We start from the raw sequence: 24455 nt of genomic DNA on the forward strand, positions 1-24455 counted from the left end.
TATAATATAAATATATAAGGATATAATTAAGAATGTAAAACCTTTATTTTTTATTCTTGATTTTATTTATATTCTCGGTTTCTAATTAAGATATTGCAGGAAAAGACTAAGTAAAAATATTACTTAGTCTTTTTTCGTTCTAAAAAGTATTAGATTTTCTTGTAGTGGAAAAATTTTTTCTAAAATAAAATAAAAATTCTGTCGTTTATAGTAACAAAAACTTATTGTGCTTAATAATATAGACTATAAATGGTTATAAAAATCAAAACTAAATTATAAAACTCTTATTAATCCTAAAAAATTAAAAGAGTACAAAAGCATAATTAATTGGATACTAAGATAGCCATTTATTAAAGCGAGGACTTTCAAAATTACAATTCTATACAACTTCAGATGATAGTTCATGTAATAAACAGGCCATTAAAAGAAAAGAATCTACTAAAAAGTAGGTTCTTTTCCATATATATAATAAGGAAGTGATTAAAATGGCAACTATTAAAGGTATTGATGTGTCAAAACATAATGGAAATATTAATTGGAAGAAAGTAAAAGATGATGGTATAAAATTTGTTATTATTAGAGCAGGATATGGATCATCTACTGTAGACGAAAAATTTGAAGAATATATTAAAGGTGCTATTAAAGAAAATATTGATGTAGGAATATATTGGTTTAGCTATGCCATAAGTGAGAAGAAAGCCAAACTTGAGGCTGTTAAGTGTATGGAAGTAATTAAGCCTTATAAAGATAAAATAACTTATCCTGTTTTTTATGATTTTGAGTATGATAGTGTAAATTATGCAAAAAAACAAGGAGTAAAAATAAATAAAACTAAGGCCACAGAATTTGCTTATGCCTTTTTAAAGGAAATTGAAAAAGGAGGATACATTCCTGGTCTTTATACAAACATAGATTTTTCCAACAATTATTTCTTTAAAAGCCTACAAAGAGATTATGATTTATGGATAGCTCAATATGCTTCAAGATGTTCCTATAGTGAGCCCCATGTAATGTGGCAATATAGTGAAAGTGGAAGAGTATCTGGAATTGATGGAGATGTGGATCTAAACTATTGCTATAAAAAATATTCAAGCAAAAGTTATAAAAATAATAATTCAAACATAGATAAAAACAACCCTACAAACACAAATAAAGATAAGGATAAAGAAGATAGTATATCTGAAATTTTAATTAAGTCATTGCAAAATTCTTTAAATAAATCCTATAATTGTAATTTAACTGAAGATGGAATATTTGGACATAAAACAAAAGCAGCTGTAGAAAAACATCAATTAAGCATAAAAAATAAAAACAAAAAATTAGAACATACAAAATGGTTACAAAAAGCATTAAAAGAATTAGGTTATGATATTGCAATTGATGGATACTTTGGAAAAGATACACAGAAAGCCGTAGAAAAATATCAAAAAAAGAAAAATCTTACTGTTGATGGAATAGCAGGAATTAAAACACATGAATCTATAATTTCATACATTTAGTTTAAAGTACCAGGGTGTCTGGTACTTTTTTAACGTGCTATTTAAAAAAATAAAGTTCCTGCACCTTAATATAAAGGTGTTCAATTATAACTAATTCATTTTTATAAAATTCGTGATAATACACATTATAATGTCATTTTACATTTTATAACAATAAAATATAAAATGGTATTATATATCTAAAAATAGTATTTTTTAACTTACAAAATACTTTGAATTCAAACAGATTCTGTTATAAAATATTTATATACAAAAAAAAAGAAAAAAATTGTTCTTTTTATGGGTGAAAGAAAAGGGGAAAGATATGATTAAAATTTTAAATTCTTTATGTTATGCTATTATAGCAATGAACGAAGACAAACAGATTCTATTTGTAAATAAGTTTCTTTTAGACTTATTAGGTGTTAATGAAGGGGATGTAATTGGTAAAAATGTATTTGAAATAATTTCTATTAGTAGTCAACCTATAGATGATCTTATTGATACTGTTTCACAAAATAATAGGTTTCTTTTTTGCGTAAAAACAAGAAAGAATCATCTTCAATCATTGTGGGGTAAAATTGTTGAAGATGATTTTAATGGAGAAAATGCTTATTTTATAATAGGCAAAAAACAATCTGAAAAACAATATAATAAAAAAGATCTAGAAGACCTATTAGATGTTATACAAACAGAGTGTTGTATTAAAAACATCAAAGGAGAATATATATATGTGAATCAACAATTTGCTAATAATTTAGGTTGCAAAAAAAGTGAAATTATTGGAAAAACAAATCGAGATTTTTTCTGCAAAGAAGATTGGGCTTATATGGAAAAAAAAGAAAAAATGGTTATAGATAAGAAAAAAGTAATTAATAATGAAAATGTATATCTTAATACAAATGAAAAAAAATGGTATAGCAATACCTTAGGACCTATATTTGATGAAGATAATAATGTAAAATATATTGCAAGTTGCAAACTAGATATAACTCTTACAAAATTTTTAAATGATACACTACAAATTGCTCTTAATCAAATAACTCAAATTAGTAGTGATATAAGTATATTTGATATGGATAAAGAGTACAGGTCACTAATTCAATATACTATAGAAAAATTAATGAATTTCTCAAAATCTGATGGTATTTCAGTTATATATTTTGATAAAAAAACTTCTAAGTTAAAAGTAATCGCTCAAAGCGGAGAAGTAATTGAATCATTTAAAGACGAAGATTCTGGTAGAGAGTTATATGAACTTATATATAAATATGGTGAAGGAATGATACACTTAGATAAACTAAGATACAATAATGATTTAGACTTGATAAATGAAAATTATATACCAGGTAAATTCTCAGCAATAGGTATTTATAATATGACTCTTGATAAAGATTATTCTGGTTTCATTATGTTAACATACAAAAAAGGACATGAAGATAGATGTATTCCCATAAATTATTTTAAAACCATATGCTCCTATATCTCAACAAACATAAATAACTGGAAAAAATGCAAAGATATTAAGGATGAGAGATCAAAAGTTGAAAAAATAAATAATTCTTTAATGCAATTTATAGACGTATCAGAAGATATGATTGCAACATGGAATTTAGATGGAAGTCCTATTTATAACAATTATCAAATTCTCAATATCTTAGGCTATGATACTATAAAAAATATGGATTTTTTTGACTTATTGCATCTTGATGATAGAGAACAAGTATATAATTTAATGTTTAATGAAGATCATGATTTTGGTTCTGTTACAAGTAGATTTAGATGTGGCAACAATACATATAAATGGATTGATTGGAGTTTTAAAATTTTAAAAGAAGAAAATATGTTTTTTTCAACAGGTAGAGATGTGAGTGAAAGAATCGCCAATGAAAAAAGAAAGTTATTACTTCAAAAGGCTAAGTGTATAGAAGAAATAAAGGATGAATTTTTATCAAATATAACTCACGAGTTTAGAACACCAATAAATATTATTATGTCAACTATTCAACTTATTAGTACAAGCTTAGAAAATAACACTTATAAACTAGGTAATTTGCATGAACATATAAAATATCTAAAAAGAAATTCAAATAGGCTACTTAGATTAGTTAATAATTTAATAGATATTACATATATAAAAAATGGGTATCACGAATTAAATCTACAAAACTACAATATAGTCGAATTAGTGGAAAATGTCTGTAATGCAGTGGTTGCAAATGAAGAAAATGATGATATCAATATTATTTTTGATACAGACTGTGAAGAAATAAATATGGCCTGTGATGCAGATGAAATTGAAAGAATTCTTTTAAATCTTTTATCTAATGCAATAAAATATAGTTTTACTAACGATCCAATTATAGTTAGTATAAAGTCTAATATGAGTAATGTTAAAATATCTGTAAAGGATCATGGTATTGGTATTCCAAAAGATTATTTAGACAGAGTCTTTGATAAGCTAACTAGAGTAGACAATAATTTGACAAGACATAATGAAGGAAGTGGAATAGGCCTTGCCATTGTTAAATCTTTAGTCAATTTACATGAGGGAGAGATTGAAGTTGAAAGTGAGTTAGGAAAAGGATCTAATTTTATAATTACGTTACCAATTAGTTTAGTCACTGAAGAAAGTATAAACGTGAGAAAAATATCCGATTGCAAAAATAAAATTGAAAAATGTGCTATGGAATTTTCAGATATTTATGAGTATAATTGCTGATAATTATAACTATATGTTAAAATAAAGAAAATTCTTTTAAGAAGAGACAACATGGGAGAAATGAATATACTTATAACAAATGAAGCAAAAAGAGAACTGGATAAACTTTTAGCTAATAGTGATAAAACTTGTATAAGAGTTCTTACTAAATGTATAACAATGACAAGTGATGCAAAAGTTGATTTAGAACTTGATAGCCCAAGTGATGATGATAACTTATATGATGTGGATGGATATAAAATAATTATAAATAAAGTACTTGATTCCCAAATGAATTATATTACAATTTCATTTGGTGGTCTTTTAAGTCGCGGATGTTTCTGTGTTGATGCAGATTTCAATTTTTATTATTAATTTGAAAAGTATAAAAGTTTAAGGTCAACATCTTAGATTTTTATACTTTTTTATTTACAAAATTTTAATCCTATCTAATTAATAATGTCTTCAGATTATAAATTTACAAAGTCTTTACTTAGTAAGCTATAATATTAATATAGTTTTAAATAAGACAAAATTAAAAACAAATTACTAACAGGAGAGTGTTTATGAATTCCAAAGATATACAATTTGAAAAAATGACTAAAACACCCATACCCAAATTAGTTTCTTCTTTAGCAGTACCTACTATTATTAGTATGCTAATAACATCCCTCTATAATATGGCGGATACATATTTCGTTTCTCAGCTGGGAACAAGTGCTTCTGCAGCTACAGGTATTGTATTTTCTTTAATGGCAATTATACAAGCTGTTGCTTTTGCCATAGGCATAGGCTCTGGAAGTACAATTTCTAGAAAACTTGGTCAACAAAACAATGAATATGCTGATGTTTTAGGTTCTTCTGGTTTTATTACTTCCTTAATATTTGGATTTGCTTTATTAATATTTGGGAATATATTTATAGAACCACTGATGATTTTATTAGGGTCAACAGAAACAATTCTTCCATATGCTGTAAGTTATGCAAAATACATACTATTTGCAGCTCCTTTTATGACAGCCTCTTTTGCTTTAAATAATATGTTAAGAGCTGAGGGGAAAGCTAATTTTGCAATGGTAGGTATAGGAATTGGAGGTATTATAAATATAATTTTAGATCCTCTATTTATATTTTACTTTAATTTAGGCATTAGTGGTGCTGCCATAGCCACAGCTACAAGCCAATTTTTAAGTTTTATCATATTGTTTTCCTATTACTTGAAAGGAAAAACAATAGTTAAGTTTTCCATAAAAAAAGTATCAAAAGAATTAAAAATATACTTAACAATATTTAAAAATGGAATGCCTAGTTTCTTTAGACAAGGATTAGCTAGTGTGGCCACAGTAGCACTAAATTTTAATGCAGCTAATTATGGAGATTCAGCTGTAGCTGCCATGTCCATTGTTGGAAGGGTATTTATGTTAATATTTTGTGTTGTAGTAGGTTATGGTCAAGGTTATCAACCTGTAGTTGGATACAATTATGGTGCAAAAAACTTCACTAGAGTTAAAGAATCTTTCTTGTTTACTTTAAAAATAGGAACAACAATAATGACAGTTTTAGCTTTTATGGGATATATATTATCACCACAAACAATGTCATGGTTTATTTCAGATTCGTCTGTTATTGAAATAGGAACGAGAGCCTTACGATATCAATGCTTAGTAATGCCACTAATGGCCTTAGGTGTTATTTCAAATATGACATTTCAAGCAGTTGGTAAATCTTTTCATGCAACTTTTTTAACGTCTTGTCGTCAAGGAATATTCTTTCTTCCACTAATTATAATTTTACCTAAAATACTCTATTTAAAAGGAGTAGAAATTACACAACCAATTTCAGATATACTCACTTTTATTATAAGTATTCCTTTTATATATAAATTTTTTAAAAACTTAAATATAAATACTGATGTACAATAATATGTTATAATATTTTTACTTAAATAATATTGGAGGTAAATTATGGACAAAAAACAATATGTGTGCCCAAAATGTGGAAATCAAACTTTTGAATCTGATCAGTTTCAGGCTACAGGAGGAAATTTTGCAAAAATATTTGATGTACAAAACAAAAAGTTTGTAACTATAAGTTGTAAAAAATGTGGATTTACAGAACTTTACAAAGGAACATCTTCTGATGGTTGGAATATATTAGACTTTTTAATGGGATAATATATTAAAAACTTTAGGAGGTTTTTATGTCAAAACCAGTTGATCAAAATGCTAAATTAGCATTAAATCAAATGAAAATGGAGATTTCTCAAGAATTATTAAATGATTCTAATATAAAAAATAATTCCAATCCAATTGATAGCATAGGCTTAAGTGGTCGAGTAGGAGGCCAAATGAGCAAGAAGCTAGTTGAAATGGGTGAAAGAGAATTATTAAAAAGATATAATAAATAAGAAAAGACTGCTTGAAAGCAGTCTTTTTCCTTATATTGTAATAAAATATTATATTGTAGTATAATAATTAATAGTTAAAAATTATAAAAGAAATATATTATAGGAGAGAGTAAAATGTCAAATATGATAAGTGCAAAGTGGTTAAAAGAAAATTTAAACAATGACAAATTAGTTATAGTAGATTGTAGATTTTCACTAATGGATAAAGAATATGGAAAAAGAAGTTATGACGAGTCTCATATTAAAAATGCTGTGAGAGTAGATATTGAAACTGAATTATCTGCGCCTGTAAAAGAGCACGGTGGAAGACATCCACTTCCAAGTGTAAAAGATTTAAAAGCAACTTTTGAAGACAAAGGAATAAATAATGATTCCATAGTAGTAGCTTATGATGAAGGTGACTTAGCGGGGCCTGCAAGACTTTGGTGGATACTAAAATACTTAGGACATGATGAAGTTTATGTATTAAATGGTGGAATAAAAGCATTTGAGGAAATTGGTGGGGAAGTAACTAGTGAATATACTTCAGTAAAAAAAGGGAACTTTGATATAAATGTAAATGAAAATATGAGAGTCAATATGGAGTATGTAAAAGAAAGACTACATAAAGATAATATTGTTATAGTAGATTGTAGAGAAAAGGGAAGATACAATGGTGAATTTGAACCAGTAGATAAAAAAGCTGGTCATATTCCAAGTGCTCATAATTATTTCTGGATGAATATTTTAAACAATCAAGATGATGAATTAACTATGAAAAGTAAGGAAGAATTAAAAGAACTTTTCAGCAAATTAAACAATTACGATGAAGTAATAATTTACTGCGGATCTGGTATAACTGCAAGTCCTGTTAGTTTAGCTCTTAGCGAAGCTGATATTGATCATAAACTATATTCAGGAAGTTTTAGTGACTGGGTAAGCTACGAAGAAAATAAAGTAGATACTATATAAAATAAATAGATTTATCACTTTTGTAAACAATATAATAGAAATATATTTTTACAGAGGTGATAACTATGCACAATCTAGAAAAAACTAAAGAAATATTTCTCAGTGAGATACCTAATTTTAAAGAGCAATGTTTAAAACTTTTAAGTGGCAATCTTACTAAGATGGATTATAAAGGAATTTCAGGTGGATATGGAGTATATGCTCAAAGAGATCAAAAATCCTTTATGATAAGACTTAGATTTTCAAGTGGGGTTGTAACTATATCTCAACTACATAAGGTATATGAATTTGCAAAACAATATAATCTTGATGGTATACACTTTACAACTAGACAAGCAGTTCAACTACATGATTTAGATGTAGATGGAATTTGCAACATTATGGAAGAAGCCATAAAAAATAATATATTCACTCGCGGTAGTGGAGGCAACTTTCCAAGAAACGTTGGATTATCACCACTTTCAGGAGTGGATCCAGAAGAAGCATTTGATGTTGCACCTTATGCAGTAGCAACAGACAATCACTTTATGAGTAAAATCACTACTTATCATTTACCAAGAAAACTTAAAGTTTCTTATTCATCTTGTCCAATGGACGCTGCACATACTACAGTACAAGATTTAGGATTTTTAGCTATAACAAAAGATAATAAACCATACTTCAAAGTTTTTGTTGGTGGAGGTCTTGGTAAAAATCCAAATGCTGGTCTAGAATTAGATGAACTAATTGAACCAAAAGATGTATTGTATTATGTTGAAGGTTTAACTAAACTATTTATGGATGAAGGAGATTATTCCAACAAGCATAAAGCAAGAGTTAGATATATGGTTTATAAACTTGGAGAAGAAGAATTTATTAAAAAACTCAAAGATTATGTATCTAAAGAAAAAGAAAACAACAACCTTAAGATTCAATTAGAAGATATAGAATATCCTACTGATGGTGGAGTAGAAACAAATGTTAAAGACTGTAGATTATTTCCACAAAAACAAAAGGGATACTATAGTGTCTATATTCATCCAATTGGAGGACAATTAAAACTTGATGATTTAAATAAATTATTAAATACTTTAGATAGTTGTAAACATGCATCAATTAGGCTTGCTATGACAGAAGGTATATTTATTATAAATCTTGACGCAAAAGAAGCAGAGAATTTACTACGAATTAGTAAAGCATTTAGTGGATGCACTAGTATAGAAAAGAGCATTTCATGTATTGGTGTTCCAAGATGTCAAATGGGTATTGAAAACAGTCAAAAGATGTTACATGAAATTATTGACTACTTTAAAGAAAATTCTAAAGAAGATAACACTATACTTAATGCTATACCAAGAATATATATATCAGGTTGTATGAACTCTTGTGGTGTACATCAAATAGGTGCCATAGGACTTACTGGTAAAAAGAAAAAAGTTGATGGTCAAATGTGTGATGCCTTTGAATTGTTTGTAGATGGTGATTTTGAATATAAAAAAACAAGACTAGGTAAATCATTAGGGGATTTTAAAGCAAATGAAATTCCAAAAATGTTATTTGAAATTGGAGAAAAAGTAGCAAATAGCGAAATGGACTTTTACACATATTACGCAGCAAATGAAAAGGAAATAGAAAAAATAACTTCTAAATACAATATTTAATCTGAAAAACTGGTACATAACTTGTATCAGTTTTTTTTCGATTTTCTAAATTTAATTAAGTATAAAGTGCATAATATAAATATAAATTAAAAATATAATATTATGATGAGAGAGGATGAAAATGAATAAACATACAATAATTATAGGAGGGGGAATAGGAGGATTATGCAGTGGAATAAGACTTTTACATAAAGGCCATAAAGTAACTTTATTGGAAAAAAACAAAAAAATTGGTGGTAAAGTAAATATACTAGAAAGTAATAATTTTAAATTTGATATGACTGCATCTATTATAATGACTCCTAAAAATTATACAGATTTATTTAAAGATGTGGGAAAAAATTATGAAGACTACTTTAAAATATATAAATTAGATCCTATTTATAAAGTATATTATGATGATAAAACAAGTTGTAATTTTTATAGTGATACTAATAAAATGATTGATCAACTAGAAAGTTTACAAAAAGGATTATCCACAAATTTTTACAATTTTTTAGCAAAATCTTATGAAAAATACTTTATTAGCAAAGACAAGATACTTAATCAGCCTATGATAAATCTAAAAGAAATTATTAATTTTTCATTTATAAAAAATATGTGCAAAATTAACCCTATGTTATCAACCAATAATTATCTTAATAAGCTAATATATAACGAAAAGTTGAAAAATTATTTAATATTTACATCCATGTACATAGGTGTAAATCCTTACACAAATTCAAATATTTATACCTTAATACCAACCATATCTCACTTATATGGTATTTGGTATATAGAGGGAGGATTATATTCATACATAAAGGCTTTAGAGAAGCTGTTTATAGAACTTGGAGGGAAAATAACAACAAGCTGCGAAGTTAAAAGTATAGTAATAGAAAAGAATGAAGTAAAAGGCGTAAAAACAAAAGATAAAATATTAAATTGTGATTTAATAATTTGTAATGCAGATTATCCCTATGCAATTAAAAATTTAATAAATGATGAATTTTTAGATAACAAATACTCGAAAAAAAAATTAAACAATATTGATTACTCTTGTTCTGTTTTTGTATTATATTTAGGATTAGATAAAATTTATCATAATTTAAATGTTCATAATATTTATATAAGTAAAGATTTTAAAAACAGTATAGAAGGACCTTTTAAGGGGTATATTCCCAGTGACCCTTCGTTATATATCTATTATCCTGGTGCAGTTGATGAGTCTTTTAAAGTTAATAATCACTCTTCTATGAATATTATGATTCGTGTGCCTAATTTGTCATTTAGTAATATTAATTACAATAATAATCAAATTGAAACATTAAAAAAATATATTATTAATAATCTAAAAAACATTAAAGGATTAGAAAATATAGAAAATCATATTATTTATGAAAACTATTTAACTCCTTTAGATCTTAATGGTAAATACAATTTATACTATGGTAATGCATTTGGCATAAGCCACAAAATAAGTCAAAGTGCATATTTTAGACCTCATCTTAAATCAAAAAAAGTCAAAGGTTTATATTTTATAGGTTCTTCAACACATCCTGGCAACGGTGCCTCGGTAGTTATAGATGGTAGTAAAGTATTATGCAAAATTATTGAAAACAATAAAAAATAAGTGTTTTGCAAAACAGCAAAACACTTATTTTTTATCCGCCAAGAGTAATATCTTGTTTATCATACCATTTTAAAGCATCATAAAAATCCTGTTCTTTAAAATCTGGCCACATATTCTCTACAACATAAAAATCTGCATATACACATTGTATTGGTAAAAATCCGCTAAGTCTTCGTCTTCCACCCCAGCGAATAATCAAATCAATACGAGAGATTTCTCTAGATTTAAGATTATTCTCTACGTGTTTTCCAATGGGACAGGAATCTTTCTTATAGTTTAAGTCCCAACTCCAACCATAGTGAATTAAGAAGTTTACTTTTATTCCACCTTTTCCAAATTTTTTTCTTTCTTTTGTAAATGGTAAAAGCTGTGAAGGAAAAGTATCACTAAAAGTATCTCCTACAACTAAAATTTCGCAGTCTTCTTTTGTTAAAAGCATAACCGATTCAACACAAGCTTTTATAAAAGCTTCTTTTTGAATAGTAGGTCGCTTTGTATTGTCCACTGTATAGCCATAGAAAGTAACTTCTTTAATATTTTCTCTTTGGCATAATTTAAAAAGCTGTAAACCTGGATTAACTCCATGATCATATCCTTTTTCTTTTGATAAATTATTACTAACAGCCCAGCGTCGATTACCATCTGGGATAATTCCTATATGTGTTGGTATTCTCATAAGGCCTCCATATGTATTTAAGTTATTTATTTATTCTTCCCCAAATAATAATAACTTAAACTTAAGACAGAAAAATCCCCATAAAGATGGGGATTTTTATCTGTATATATGTTTTAATGATTCTCCATGAGTCACCACACCGTTTATTATATAAAACGGAGAAAATATGTTCAAATATTAACTTATATTTCCGATCAATTAGATAAATTAATATTTAGTGTTCCTATACTTATATATTATTGTAGATTGATAAAAATTACCACATATTTCATAAATATTTATAAAAACTTACGAAGGTCTTTTGAAAAGTTTTCTTCTATTTCAACTAAGTTATAGCACAAGCCTTTAATACCTTCCATTGCACTACTATATTCATTTAAATACCTACAAATAGACTTTATACCCATATTACAACCTTCAGTCATTAAATCAGCAATTACTTTGTCATGTTCTCCTTTAATAAGCTTCACATTAATTTTTACCCATGACATGGCTTTCGCCAAAGGACTGGGGTCTTTTTCTTCATCCTTAAATTTTTTCAATTCTTCTTGTATTTTTTCTTCTAATTTTTCATGGTCTTTTAGATATTTTTCTAATAGGGATTTTAGTTTTTTATTTTCAGTTTTATTTATAACTCTATTTAGTCCATCAATGCCCATCTTAGCTCCTGCATCACATTCTTTTAATAGATTTATAGTATCTTCATTTGGCATAAAATCACTCCTTATAAAATTATATTTTTATTATGCCTATAATTTTTTTTTATAATCATAAACTATTGATATTTCAATGATTTATCTAGCTTCTTTTTACTTGTGTCGTTGAAGTAGATTTATAACCGTAATATAATAAAGTTTATAATACTTAGAAACAGGTGAAAAAATGGACTTTAAAATAGTAAATGATATATTGATTAATAATACTGACAAACTAAGGTTGAGTAGAGGACAAGAATATTATAAAGATGGATATGTACAAGAAATTAAATATAATAATCAAAATAAAATCTTAAATATTGATGGAAAAGTAGCTTCCGCTAACTACAACATCTTATATTATCCAGAAATTACTATAGACTTAAAAAATAAAGAAATAGTAAATACAATTTGTACTTGCGAAGACTATAGAAAAAGAAGTTCAAGTAACAATAATGTTATATGTAAACATATTGTAGCTTCATCTTTATATGTAATTAATTTATTAAAATCAGATGTAATTAGCAATTTAAAACAAACAACTATTGTATTAAAAAATGATAATAAAATAAAAATAAATAAAAATTTTATTAATAAGGAATTATTAGATTACTTTAAAAGTAATGAAAGAGAAAAAGTTAAATTAGACGTTAGAGTAGAGTATGTTGGGGACAATAGTGTATCTTGTGACTTTAAAATAGGTATAGATAAGATGTACGTTATGAAAGATTTAAAGGAATTTGCTTACTCTAGACTTGAATCAAAGGATTTAATATTTGGCATAGATTTTCTATACAATCCAGTAAATAATTATTTTGAATATGAAGATGAAAAAATAGTTCAAATTATTGAAGAGTATGGAATGGATTTGTCATACAACTCACCACAGAAAAATTTCAAATATTTAACGATTAAAGGTCCCAATATTAGAAGACTATTTGAATCTCTTTCTTATAAAACATTTGATTTTAAATTTAGAAATATGTATTACAGCCCAAGTGTTATTGAAAGTAATATTCCAATAGATATAAGCTTTGAATTAAATAACAATGAAGCCATACTAAAATGTGAAGATAAGCTTCCTTTTCCCCTATCATTAAAAGGTGATGTGGTATTTTACAAAGGAAATATATACTTGTTAAATAGTGAAAATGGTATATATTATAAAAAACTTTACTCTGTACTAAATGAGTTTAAAGAAGTAAGCTTCCCATTAGAAAATGTCAGCCAAGTTTTAAGTGACATGGTACCTAAAATAGAAAAAATCTGTGATAGAGTAATTGTAGATGAAAGAATAAAAGACAATATTTCTAAAGACTTAAAAATAAAATACTTCTTTGATTTGGAAAATAGCAATGTAACTTGCAAAATAGTTTTCTCCTATGATGAAGACAATAATAAATTTATTATAAGGGACTTTGAAAAAGAGAATGAAGGAGTTTATAGATTGTATTCAAACTTTTTTGAAAAAGAAAATGATAAATATATATTTAAAGGAAATGATAATCAACTATATGACTTTTTAAACAGAGATATTAATAGTCTTAAAAATATTGGTGAAGTATATTATTCTGATAAACTTAAAGAAAGAAAAATTCACAATTCTTCAGCTTTTAGAGTTGGCCTTGGAGAAGAAATTAATCATTACCTAGACTTTAATTTTGAAATTGAGGGAGTAGATCCAAAAGAATATAAAAATATTATAAAAGCATTTAAAAATCAAAAAAGATTTTACAAATTAGGTGATGGAGATTTTATAAACTTAGAAGATAGTGAAACTAAAGAGATGTTTAAATTGATGGAGAGTTTAGGTTTTACTGACAATATAAAAAACATGAAAATACACTCAAGTAAAGCAATGTTTATTAATCATCTCCTTACGGAGAAAAAGCTACCATATATCTCTGGAATGGAAAATACAAATAATATTATTGAGAAATTTAGAAGTATGGAAAAACAAGAAATCAATATTCCAAAAGACCTTCATGCAACCCTACGGGATTACCAGGTTGATTCTCTTAACTGGTTTGAAACTTTAGATTATCTAGGTTTTGGTGGAATTTTAGCTGATGAAATGGGGCTAGGTAAAACCATACAAACAATTGCCTTCTTACTAAATAAAAAAGATAAAAAAACTTTAATAGTAACTCCTACATCATTAATACACAACTGGAAAAGTGAATTCGAAAAATTTGCGCCCTCTTTATCTGTGGGAATTAGTCATGGTTTGAAAAAAGACAGATTAAGCATAATTAAAAACATAAATGACTTTAATGTTATATTAACAACTTATGGATCCCTTAGAAATGATATAGAAGAATACGAAAAACTTGAATTTGATTATTGTATTATAGACGAAGCTCAAAATATAAAAAATCCTTTAGCTTCTTCTACTGATGCTGTAAAAGCTATAAAAGCAAGTAATAAATTTGCTTTAACTGGAACACCTATTGAAAATAACTTGATGGAACTTTGGTCTATATTTGATTTTATTATGCCTGGATATTTATATAGTTTAACTAAATTTAATGCCATATTTATAAAAGATGTGAGTCAAGTAGAAAATTTAAAAAGAATGATAAAACCATTTATACTTCGTAGAACAAAAGAACAAGTTATTAAAGAGCTTCCGCCTAAAATAGAAAAAGAGTTTTATGTGGAAATGGGCAAAACACAAAGAAATACCTACGGCATTTATGTAGAAGAAATAAAAAGAAGATTAGAAGAAAAAAAAGATGTGAAAAATAAGATCACCATATTTTCTTACCTTACAAAACTTAGACAACTGTGCTTAGATCCAAGCATAATTGTGGAAGGATACAAGGGTAAAAGTGCAAAAACTGATACTTGCTTAGAAATAATAAAAGATTATATTGAAAAAGACAACAAAATTTTAGTTTTCTCTCAATTTACATCTGTTTTAAAAAACATAGGCAAAAAACTAAATAAAAATAAAATCAACTTTTATTATTTGGATGGAAGTACACCTGCTAAGGATAGAATAACTTTAGTAGATAGCTTTAACAATAATGAAGAAATAAAAGTATTTTTAATATCACTTAAAGCTGGAGGAACTGGTTTAAATTTAACATCTGCCAATACTGTAATTCACTTTGATCCATGGTGGAATCCATCTGTGCAAAATCAAGCAAGTGATAGAGCTCATAGAATCGGTCAAAAACAAGTAGTGGAAGTTATAAAATTAATTTCCAAAGGAACAATAGAAGAAAAAATTATGGAATTGCAACAAAAAAAATCAGAATTAATTCATGATATGCTTGATGGAAACCTAAACAATACTAATATACTAAGTAGTTTGTCAGAAGAAGAATTAATTGATTTAATAAAGTAAATTAAGTATAATGAAATAACAAATTTTATTAAAAAGGAAAAATAATAATGAGAAATATAAAAATGATAGTACAATACGATGGAAGTAACTTTAAAGGATTTCAAAGATTAAAAGATAATGACAATACTGTACAAGGGAAAATAGAAGATGTTCTTTGTAAACTTACAAATGAAAATGTTGAAATAATAGGTTCTGGAAGAACAGATATGGGTGTTCATGCCATGGGTCAAGTTGTAAACTTTAAAACTGATTGCAATGATTCAGTTGAAAAAATACAAAAATATTTATATAAATATTTACCTGAATCTATAGTTATAAAAAGTATTGAAGAGGTTGAAGATAGATTTCACTCTAGATACAATGCCAAATCTAAAGTTTATTTATACAAAATAGATAACAATAAGTTTCATAATCCATTTTTTAGAAAATACTCAGCCCATATAAATAAAAATTTAAATCTAGATCTTATGAAAGAAGCTAGCAATTATTTAATTGGAGAGCATGATTTTTCCAGCTTCGCTTCTTCAAAATCAAAAAAGAAAAGTCATGTTAGAATAATTGAATCTATTGACATAGTAGAAAAAGATAACCTGATTGAAATCTATGTTAAAGGTGATGGATTCTTATATAACATGGTAAGAATAATTGTTGGAACTTTAATGGATGCAGGACTTGGCAAACTAAATCCTACGGATATAAAAGAAATTTTAGAAGCTAAAGATAGAAAAGTAGCTCCAGAAACAGCTCCAGCAAAAGGTCTATATTTATTTAAAGTTCAATATTAATTCTATGGGGGGATGTATTTGAATAATTTAATTATAAAAAATGGGAATGATAAAGACTCTGATTATATAATTGAAAAACTAGTTGAATATAATTTATCAAAGGTGCCACAAACACAAGAAATAGCTTATGCGTGGATAAATAAGATAATAGAAAATGATAATAAAGAAATAGTTGGGGGAATTCTTGCTAAAATGTATTGTTGGAATGTTATTTACATTGATGCACTTTGGATTGATGAAAACTATAGAAGTTGTGGTCTTGGAGAAAAATTACTACTTGAAATAGAAAGAATAGGAAGAAAAGAAAAATGTAATTTAATTCATTTAGATACTTTTGATTTTCAAGCTAAGGATTTTTATATAAAAAATGGCTATGAAATATTTGGTATTTTAGATGAATGTCCTAAAAATCACAAAAGATACTTTTTAAAAAAATCTTTATAATAGTTGACAATGATTAGAAATTCAACTATCATTTAAACATATTAAATTGAATATACAAAATTCAGTGAAAAAGAGAAGTAACTTAAAGATCATATTTACAGAGAATTAGGGATGGTGGAAGCCTAATAATATACTTTAAGTGAATAGAGCTTTGGAGAAGATTATCTGAAATAACAGTAGGATAATAGGTAGCCTTGCCTTAAAAGGAAGAGTGAATAAAATTCTAATTTTCTCATTTGAGTCTAGTAAATTTGAGCAACGGAGTATCCTGAAGCGTTAGCAAAATGATTCGCCAACACGTTGCTCGAAGGAATCTCGTTGGCGAAATGAAGGTAACGCCCACGCAGTGGCTTAAGCGCAACGAATTTTATTAATTAGAGTGGTAACGCGGTAAATTCGTCTCTTGGTTAAATCCAAGGGACTTTTTTTATTGTAAAAATCAATAATTGGAATAATAAGGGGGAAAATAACTATGAAAGAAAAAGTAGTACTAGCATATTCAGGTGGATTAGATACATCTATAATAATACCATGGCTTAAAGAAAACTATGATATTGATGTAATTGCTGTTTGTGCCAACGTAGGCCAAGATGATAACATGGATGAAATACACAATAAGGCTATTTTAAGCGGTGCCATAAAAGCTTATTGTGAGGATTTAAAAGAAGAGTTTATAACTACAACAATTTATGCTGCCATAAAAGCAGAAACAAAATACGAGGGAAGATATTTACTTGGAACTGCTTTAGCAAGACCAATAATAGCTAAAAAATTAGTAGAGATAGCTCATAAAGAAGGTGCTAAGTATATTTGTCATGGATGTACAGGAAAAGGTAATGACCAAGTTCGTTTTGAAGGCACTATAGCAGCCCTAGATCCATCAATAAAAGTTATAGCACCTTGGAGAATTTGGGATATAAAATCTAGAGAAGATGCCATAGATTATGCACAGTCACACAATATACAAGTAGTAGCTACAAAAGAAAAGATTTATTCTGTTGATGATAACTTATTTCATGTGTCAACTGAAGGCGGAGATATAGAGTGCTTACAAAATGAACATAAAGAAGATATTTATAAGAAAACTCAATCACCAGAAACTGCTTGTGACACAGCTGAATATGTAGAGATATATTTTGACAAAGGTATACCTAAGAAAGTTAACAATAAAGAATTATCTCCAGTTGAATTATTAGAAACTTTAGACAAATTAGGATGTAAACATGGTATAGGTATAGTAGAAATATTAGAAAATAGATTAGTTGGAATGAAATCTAGAGGAATATATGAAACTCCAGGAGGCGAACTTTTATATGCTGCACATAATTACTTAGAGAGTGCAACACTAGACAAAGATTCTCTTCATCTAAAACAAAGATTATCATTAGAATATGCTGACTTAATTTACAACGGAAAATGGTATTCAAAAGCATGTAGTGCAATAACAGCATTTATGGATGAAACTCAAGAAAATGTAACAGGAGCAGTAAAACTTAAATTATACAAAGGAAATATAAAACCTGCTGGAATATTTACTGAAAATGCATTATATGATGAAAGTATTTCTTCATTTGGTGACAGTGAGTTATACGACCACAAAGATGCTGAAGGATTTATAAACTTATTTACCCTTCCACTTAAAATAAATGCTATGAAAGATAAGAAAAATAAATAATATATATTATAAATAAAAAACTCTACTTAATTTAATAAGTAGAGTTTTTATTTTATTAATTTTCTTTAAGCTAAGATATTGCACTTAACTTCTCTTTATTTTTCTTCATTTTATAATTGTATGACATCTTTAATAATATAGGTGATAATATGGTTGTAGCTATAACAACAATTAAAATAGGTGCTAAAACAGTAGTATTAATTAATCCTGCGCTAAAACCTTTATTAGCAACAATTAAAGCGACCTCACCTCTAGATACCATACCAAAGCCAACTTGTAATGATTCTCTATTTGAATAATTAAACAACTTACATCCTAAACCACAACCTACTACTTTTGATAAAACAGCTACAATAGTAAGTATAACAGCAAATAATATTATCATTGGAGTCATTTTAGGTAATACTAGTTTTAAACCTATACTAGCAAAAAATATTGGAGATAAAAGTGCATAGGATACTGTATCTAATTTATCTTCAATATAATACTTCTTACTTAATGGTGACAAAGTAAGACCTGCTATAAAAGCACCTGTTATATCTGCCACACCAAAATATGCTTCTGATATATAAGATAAAAGCAAACAAAATGCAAATGCTGCTATTACATAACGCCTTTTATGTTTGGAATCTTTATCAAGCCAATTTTTAAATATAAAATAAAATATGCCACTGGCAATTGCAGCAAATATAAAAAAGCAAAATATCTTTAATAAAACCTCAAAAATATTCACATCAGGATTTGCAAAACTAATTACTATTGTAAGTGCAACAATTCCAAGAATATCATCAATAATTGCAGCACCTAATATGGTATTTCCTACTTTCGAATTTAATTTTCCCATCTCCTTCAGTGTCTCAACAGTAATACTAACTGAAGTTGCTGTAAGAATAGTACCTATAAATATATTTTGAAGAAATGCATTTGCATTAGCTTCAAATGGTATTAATCCATGACGATTAAAATACATTGCAACAAAAAATCCACCTGCAAGTGGAACTATAATCCCTAAAATGGCTGTCACTAAAGAAGCTTTTCCAGACTGTTTTAATTCACTTATATCTGTTTCTAACCCTGCAAAAAACATTAAGAGTATTACTCCTATCTCAGCTAACTGAGTTAAAAACTCCGTTTCATGAACAATGTTTAATACTGCTGGTCCTAAAATTAATCCAGCAAATAAGGCTCCAACTACTTGAGGCATTTGACACCTCCTAGAAATTAAGCCAAATAATTTTGTAGAAATTAGAATTAAAGCAATATCTAATATGTAACTATATGATTCCATAATACGTCCCCTTTTCTAAAATAATTAAATATTAAGTATCCCTCAATATCATCATCTTAGTATATAAAAGGTAATATATCAACATTAATAAAATTTTAACTAATTTATGATAATTGTTTAAAATAATAAACTTAATTTAAAAAATTCAAATTTGTATTTTATAAAATTAAAGTAAGTATAACTTAATTTTGTTAATAATTCTATAAGGATAAGCAAGTGATTAAAGGATTTTTTTTTGTATTATAGGAAATAATAATTTTAGAATTGTAATAAATACTTACATTATTTATAGATAAAAATTTCATATAAAATCTATACTTAATATAATTAAACATAGCGGAGGTAGATTTATGACATTAAAAAAATTAATTGCAATAACTATGGTAACATCTATGTTGACTGCCTGTATGACAGGATGTACTACTAAAAAAGACAATTCCACTACTAATAATAACTCTGAGAAAAAAGAATACACTATATCAATGATTACAGATGTTGCTGGTGTAAATGACCACTCCTTTAACCAAAGTGCTTGGGAAGGATTACAAAAAGCAGAAAAAGATTTAGGTGTTAAAGTTAAATATTTGGAATCAAAACAAGATGCAGATTATTCTACTAATGTGGAAACTCTTGTAGATAATGGGACTGATTTAATAGTAGGTGTTGGATCAAAACTAGCTCCAACAATTGAGCAAGCAGCCAAGGATTATCCTGATCAAAAATTTGTACTTGTTGATGAAACATATGAAGATATACCTTCTAATGTGGAATCAATTTTATTTAAGGCTGAACAATCCGCATATCTAGTTGGTTTAATAGCTGGTAAAATGACAAAAACAAATAATGTTGGTTTTATTGGTGGCATGGATATGTCTGTTATAAATACATTTAAATACGGTTATATGGCCGGTGTAAAAACATCAAACTCAAAATGTAAATTACAAAGTCAATATGCAAATTCATTTTCTGATCAAGCAAAAGGAAAAGCAATATCAAACCAAATGATATCAAATAGTGCCGATGTAATATTTGTAGCTGGTGGTGATGTGGGAACTGGTGCCATAGAAGCTATCAAAGAATCAAATAAATATGCTATTGGTGTAGATAGAGACCAAAGTGATTTAGCCCCAGACAATGTTTTAACTTCTGCTATAAAAAGAGTAGATATTGGAGTATACGAAACAGCAAAAAGATTTATAGAAAATAAATTTGAAGGTGGAAAAGAAACAACTTATGGACTTAAAGAAAATGCTGTTGGTATACCTGATTCAACATCTAAATTAGTTCCACAAGATGTTTTAGATTATGTTGATGAAGAAATTAAAAAACTAGAAAGTGGAGATATAGTAGCTCCTAAAAATGAAACTGAGTATAATAAATATCTTAATACTTTAAAATAAATAGGTGTTCCTTAATAAAAAGAGTAGAGAAATCTACTTTTTTTATTTAAAAAAACTTAAAATCTATTTAAAACAAGAAATATATATCAATTAAAAAATATGTAGATACAATAACAAATTTTGTATAATATTAATTATAAGTAATATATTAATTTTGGAGGTATTTATGTACAGTTTTACAAATGATTATAGCGAAGGTGCACACGAAAGTATACTAAAAGCACTTTTAGATAGTAACCTAAAACAAGGTTCAGGATATGGACTTGATGAATATAGTGAAAAAGCAAAGGATATACTAAAAAATGTGCTTAAAAGTAAAAAAATAGATATTCACTTTATACCAGGCGGGACTCAAGTTAACTTAATATGTATATCTTCTTTCTTAAAACAATACGAAGCTGCAATTGCTGCAGATACAGGACATATTGCAGTACACGAAACGGGAGCAATCGAAGCTTGTGGTCACAAAGTTATCACAGCGCCTAGTAATGATGGGAAATTAACAGTAGATAAAATAGAAAAAATATTAAAGATACATACTGATGAGCATATGGTTAAGCCAAAACTAGTATATATATCTAATGCAACAGAAATTGGTACAATATACAAAAAACAAGAATTAATAGATTTATATACATATTGTAGAGAAAAGAATCTGTTATTCTTTATAGATGGAGCTAGAATGGGTTCAGCAATAACAAGCAAAGAAAATGATTTAGAGCTTTGTGATTTAGTTAATCTTTGTGATGCATTTTACATAGGTGGAACTAAAAATGGAGCATTATTTGGTGAAGCTCTTGTTATTTGCAATGACTCACTAAAAGAAGATTTTAGATATAATATAAAACAAAAAGGTGCTTTACTTGCAAAGGGGAGACTTCTTGGAATTCAGTTTATGGAATTATTTAAAGATGATTTGTTCTTCAATTTAGCGAAACACGCCAATGAAATGGCAGCTTTGATTCAAGATGCATTAATTGAAGAAAACTATAAATTATTAATTAAATCATCTACTAATCAAATATTCCCCATATTACCTAATTCATATATAGAAAAATTAAGGGAGAAGTATTCATTTAATACATGGGAAGAATATGATGAAAATCATACAGTTATAAGACTTGTTTCTTCATGGGCAACAGAAAAAGATAAAGTATTAGATTTTATAAATGATTTAAGGAACTTACAATAATAATCTTAGAAAGGAATGTTTACAATGCTTGAATTAAAGAATATATCTTTTAAAGTTAAAGCTTTAGATAGTAATGAAGAAATTACGATTTTAGATAATGTAAGCTTTAAAATTGACTTTGGGAAGATGTTAGTTATAACAGGTCCAAATGGTGGAGGAAAATCCACATTGGCAAAAATAATAATGGGAATAGAAAAACCAAGTAGTGGTCAAATTTTATTTGATGGTATTGATATAACAAATTTAAATATTACAGAAAGAGCAAAACTAGGTATAGGTTATGCCTTCCAACAACCACCTAGATTCAAAGGAGTAACTGTAGAAAAAATGTTACAATTAGCTTCTGGTAAAAATCTATCAGAAGAGTTATGTTGCGAATATTTATCTAAAGTAGGCCTTTGTTCTAGAGAATACTTAAAAAGAGACGTGGACAACTCTTTATCTGGTGGAGAATTAAAAAGAATAGAGATAGCCTCATTAATGGCAAGAAATTCTATAATATCAATATACGATGAGCCAGAAGCAGGAATTGATTTATGGAGCTTCTCCATGCTTGTAGATACTTTTACAAATTTCAAAAAAAGCAGTAACCAAAGTGTTATCATAATATCTCATCAAGAAAGAATTATAGACTTAGCAGATGAATTAATAATAATTTCTGATGGAAAAATTCAAAATATAGGCGCAAAATCTAAAGTCTTACCTTTATTACAAGGTGATATGAAAAATTGCCTATGTCAAATGAAGGAGGTGGCACTTACCCATGAGCGAGTTAATGATTAAAAACTTATTAAAAACTATAGCAGATATTACTGGAGAAGTTGATGGAGCATTCAATCTAAGAAGCAATGGATGTGGTGTAGAGAGAAGATCTAGTGAAAATATTATAATAACTCCTAAGGAAGATAAACCCGGAATTGACATAACAGTTAAACCTAACACTAAAAACGAAACTGTACATATACCCGTAGTAATAACAGAAGATAATGTTAATGATTTAGTATATAACGACTTTTATATTGGAGAAAATGCAGATGTAACTATTGTGGCTGGATGTGGTATTCATAATGATGGGTGCGGTACTAGTGAACACGATGGTATTCACACTTTCCATATAGGAAAAAATGCTAAAATTAAATATGGAGAAAAACACTATGGTGAGGGAAGTTCTGAGAGCAAAAGAATATTAAACCCAACAACAATAGTACACATGGATGAAGACTCTTATTGTGAAATGAATATGACCCAAATAGAAGGAGTTGATTCAACTAAAAGAGAAACAGAGGCATTTTTAGGAAAGGGAGCAAAATTAATAATAAATGAAAAATTAATGACTCATGACGATCAAGTTGCTCATTCAAATGTGAGATGTAATCTAAATGGAGAAGATTCCATATTACAAATTATATCTCGTTCTGTTGCCAAAGATGAATCTGTTCAAGTATTTCATCCAATAGCCATAGGAAATGATAACTGCAAAGCTCACGTTCAATGTGATTCTATAATTATGGATAAAGCTAAAGTAAGCTCTATTCCAGAAATTCAGGCAAATCATACTGATGCACAAATAGTTCATGAAGCTGCCATTGGTAGAATTAATAATGAGCAATTACTAAAACTTGAAACCTTCGGCTTAAGCGAAGAAGAAGCTGAAGAAGTAATAGTAAATGCATTTTTAAGTTAATATATAAAGAGAAGTAAATAGTTTACTTCTCTTTTTTAATAATAAAATATAAATATTGATCTAATTTATAATAAATAACTATAAAGTGTTAAATTTCACAAAAAGAACAAACGTTCTCATATCTAGAAAATAGCACTTAAATAATAATATTTTAATTAACTCTCCTTTTTAAATGTAGAATACTAATTATATTTTGGGATAAATTATTAATATAGTATGGATTACAAGGAGGAAAAAATGACTAAAGATAAGCATAAAAGAGAAGACGACAAAACTAGATACAATAGAAATGATAAGAAAAATCCACACTTCAAATTAGAACTTGGTGAAGAGCTAAATTTAGAACCTAGACTTAGACCTTCAAAGACAGGATCTGTAGCTCAAAACACAGCAAGACCTATTAGCACTCACAAAAAACATCAAGATAAATAAGAGCATATTAACTTATCTAAGAAAGAAGTGAAAGCTTCTTTCT

General features: G+C 27.3%; 21 protein-coding genes and 1 other annotated feature. Of the genes, 18 read left to right on the forward strand and 3 right to left on the reverse strand.

The window, feature by feature from the left end; translation table 11 throughout:
* Positions 1-485: 485 nt before the first annotated feature.
* From K0040_RS04185 to K0040_RS04225, 9 genes are all read left to right on the forward strand, one after another.
* Entirely contained in the window at positions 486-1499 is a 1014-nt protein-coding gene (locus K0040_RS04185; protein WP_228107694.1) for a GH25 family lysozyme, read from the forward strand.
* Positions 1500-1803: 304 nt separating this feature from the next.
* Positions 1804-4200, forward strand: coding sequence for a sensor histidine kinase (locus tag K0040_RS04190; protein WP_228107695.1), 2397 nt, complete (start codon positions 1804-1806; stop codon positions 4198-4200).
* Positions 4201-4251: 51 nt separating this feature from the next.
* The gene (locus K0040_RS04195; RefSeq protein WP_228107696.1) at positions 4252-4554 is read left to right on the forward strand and encodes a hypothetical protein; all 303 of its coding nucleotides are present in this window, start codon (positions 4252-4254) and stop codon (positions 4552-4554) included.
* Positions 4555-4745: 191 nt separating this feature from the next.
* Positions 4746-6101: an MATE family efflux transporter gene (locus tag K0040_RS04200; protein WP_228107697.1), complete on the forward strand. Its 1356-nt coding sequence runs from the start codon at positions 4746-4748 to the stop codon at positions 6099-6101.
* Positions 6102-6143: 42 nt separating this feature from the next.
* The gene (locus K0040_RS04205; RefSeq protein WP_018590861.1) at positions 6144-6353 is read left to right on the forward strand and encodes a zinc ribbon domain-containing protein; all 210 of its coding nucleotides are present in this window, start codon (positions 6144-6146) and stop codon (positions 6351-6353) included.
* Between the two features lie 26 nt (positions 6354-6379).
* The gene (locus K0040_RS04210) at positions 6380-6586 is read left to right on the forward strand and encodes a small, acid-soluble spore protein, alpha/beta type (RefSeq protein ID WP_228107698.1); all 207 of its coding nucleotides are present in this window, start codon (positions 6380-6382) and stop codon (positions 6584-6586) included.
* Between the two features lie 114 nt (positions 6587-6700).
* A complete protein-coding gene (locus K0040_RS04215; RefSeq protein WP_228107699.1) occupies positions 6701-7537 on the forward strand; it encodes a sulfurtransferase in 837 nt (278 codons plus the stop codon).
* Positions 7538-7602: 65 nt separating this feature from the next.
* The gene (locus tag K0040_RS04220) at positions 7603-9177 is read left to right on the forward strand and encodes a nitrite/sulfite reductase (protein WP_228107700.1); all 1575 of its coding nucleotides are present in this window, start codon (positions 7603-7605) and stop codon (positions 9175-9177) included.
* Positions 9178-9298: 121 nt separating this feature from the next.
* Complete coding sequence (locus K0040_RS04225; protein ID WP_228107701.1) at positions 9299-10789, forward strand: phytoene desaturase family protein; 1491 nt, start codon at positions 9299-9301, stop codon at positions 10787-10789.
* A 31-nt stretch (positions 10790-10820) separates the two neighbouring features.
* Here K0040_RS04225 and K0040_RS04230 read toward each other — a convergent pair whose 3' ends face one another.
* Together K0040_RS04230 and K0040_RS04235 are read right to left on the reverse strand one after the other, a co-directional pair.
* Positions 10821-11465: an undecaprenyl diphosphate synthase family protein gene (locus K0040_RS04230; protein WP_228107702.1), complete on the reverse strand. Its 645-nt coding sequence runs from the start codon at positions 11463-11465 to the stop codon at positions 10821-10823.
* Positions 11466-11743: 278 nt separating this feature from the next.
* On the reverse strand, positions 11744-12178 hold the full coding sequence (locus K0040_RS04235) for a DUF2383 domain-containing protein (RefSeq protein WP_228107703.1): 435 nt from the start codon (positions 12176-12178) through the stop codon (positions 11744-11746).
* A gap of 169 nt (positions 12179-12347) precedes the next feature.
* Here K0040_RS04235 and K0040_RS04240 point away from each other — a divergent pair, with 169 nt between their 5' ends.
* From K0040_RS04240 to K0040_RS04255, 4 genes are all read left to right on the forward strand, one after another.
* Complete coding sequence (locus tag K0040_RS04240; protein ID WP_228107704.1) at positions 12348-15512, forward strand: DEAD/DEAH box helicase; 3165 nt, start codon at positions 12348-12350, stop codon at positions 15510-15512.
* A gap of 47 nt (positions 15513-15559) precedes the next feature.
* A complete protein-coding gene (gene truA, locus K0040_RS04245) occupies positions 15560-16297 on the forward strand; it encodes a tRNA pseudouridine(38-40) synthase TruA (RefSeq protein WP_228107705.1) in 738 nt (245 codons plus the stop codon).
* Between the two features lie 18 nt (positions 16298-16315).
* Positions 16316-16741, forward strand: a complete 426-nt coding sequence (locus tag K0040_RS04250) for a GNAT family N-acetyltransferase (protein ID WP_228107706.1) — start codon at positions 16316-16318, stop codon at positions 16739-16741.
* Positions 16742-16796: 55 nt separating this feature from the next.
* Positions 16797-17148 (forward strand) — a binding site (T-box leader).
* Between the two features lie 65 nt (positions 17149-17213).
* Positions 17214-18416, forward strand: a complete 1203-nt coding sequence (locus K0040_RS04255; protein WP_228107707.1) for an argininosuccinate synthase — start codon at positions 17214-17216, stop codon at positions 18414-18416.
* Positions 18417-18486: 70 nt separating this feature from the next.
* On the opposite strand, the gene K0040_RS04260 is transcribed toward K0040_RS04255, so the two are convergent.
* Entirely contained in the window at positions 18487-19704 is a 1218-nt protein-coding gene (locus K0040_RS04260; RefSeq protein WP_228107708.1) for a cation:proton antiporter, read from the reverse strand.
* Positions 19705-20054: 350 nt separating this feature from the next.
* On the opposite strand from K0040_RS04260, the gene K0040_RS04265 reads away from it, so the two are divergent.
* The 5 genes from K0040_RS04265 to K0040_RS04285 all read left to right on the forward strand — a co-directional run bounded on the left by K0040_RS04265 (position 20055) and on the right by K0040_RS04285 (position 24412).
* Complete coding sequence (locus K0040_RS04265; protein WP_228107709.1) at positions 20055-21104, forward strand: BMP family lipoprotein; 1050 nt, start codon at positions 20055-20057, stop codon at positions 21102-21104.
* 166 nt (positions 21105-21270) lie between these two features.
* Positions 21271-22296 (forward strand): threonine aldolase family protein, encoded by a 1026-nt coding sequence (locus K0040_RS04270; protein WP_228107710.1) that lies wholly within the window; start codon positions 21271-21273, stop codon positions 22294-22296.
* Positions 22297-22320: 24 nt separating this feature from the next.
* Positions 22321-23079 carry an ABC transporter ATP-binding protein gene (locus tag K0040_RS04275; RefSeq protein ID WP_228107711.1) on the forward strand — a complete coding sequence of 253 codons (759 nt, stop codon included), beginning with the start codon at positions 22321-22323 and terminating at the stop codon, positions 23077-23079.
* Entirely contained in the window at positions 23060-23980 is a 921-nt protein-coding gene (locus tag K0040_RS04280) for a SufB/SufD family protein (protein ID WP_018590876.1), read from the forward strand. The genes K0040_RS04275 and K0040_RS04280 overlap by 20 nt, the downstream gene beginning before the upstream one ends.
* Positions 23981-24217: 237 nt before the next feature.
* Complete coding sequence (locus tag K0040_RS04285) at positions 24218-24412, forward strand: hypothetical protein (RefSeq protein WP_228107712.1); 195 nt, start codon at positions 24218-24220, stop codon at positions 24410-24412.
* Positions 24413-24455 lie beyond the last annotated feature (43 nt).

The sequence above is a fragment of the Terrisporobacter petrolearius genome, assembly GCF_020748185.1.
Classification (GTDB): Bacteria; Bacillota; Clostridia; order Peptostreptococcales; family Peptostreptococcaceae; genus Terrisporobacter; species Terrisporobacter petrolearius.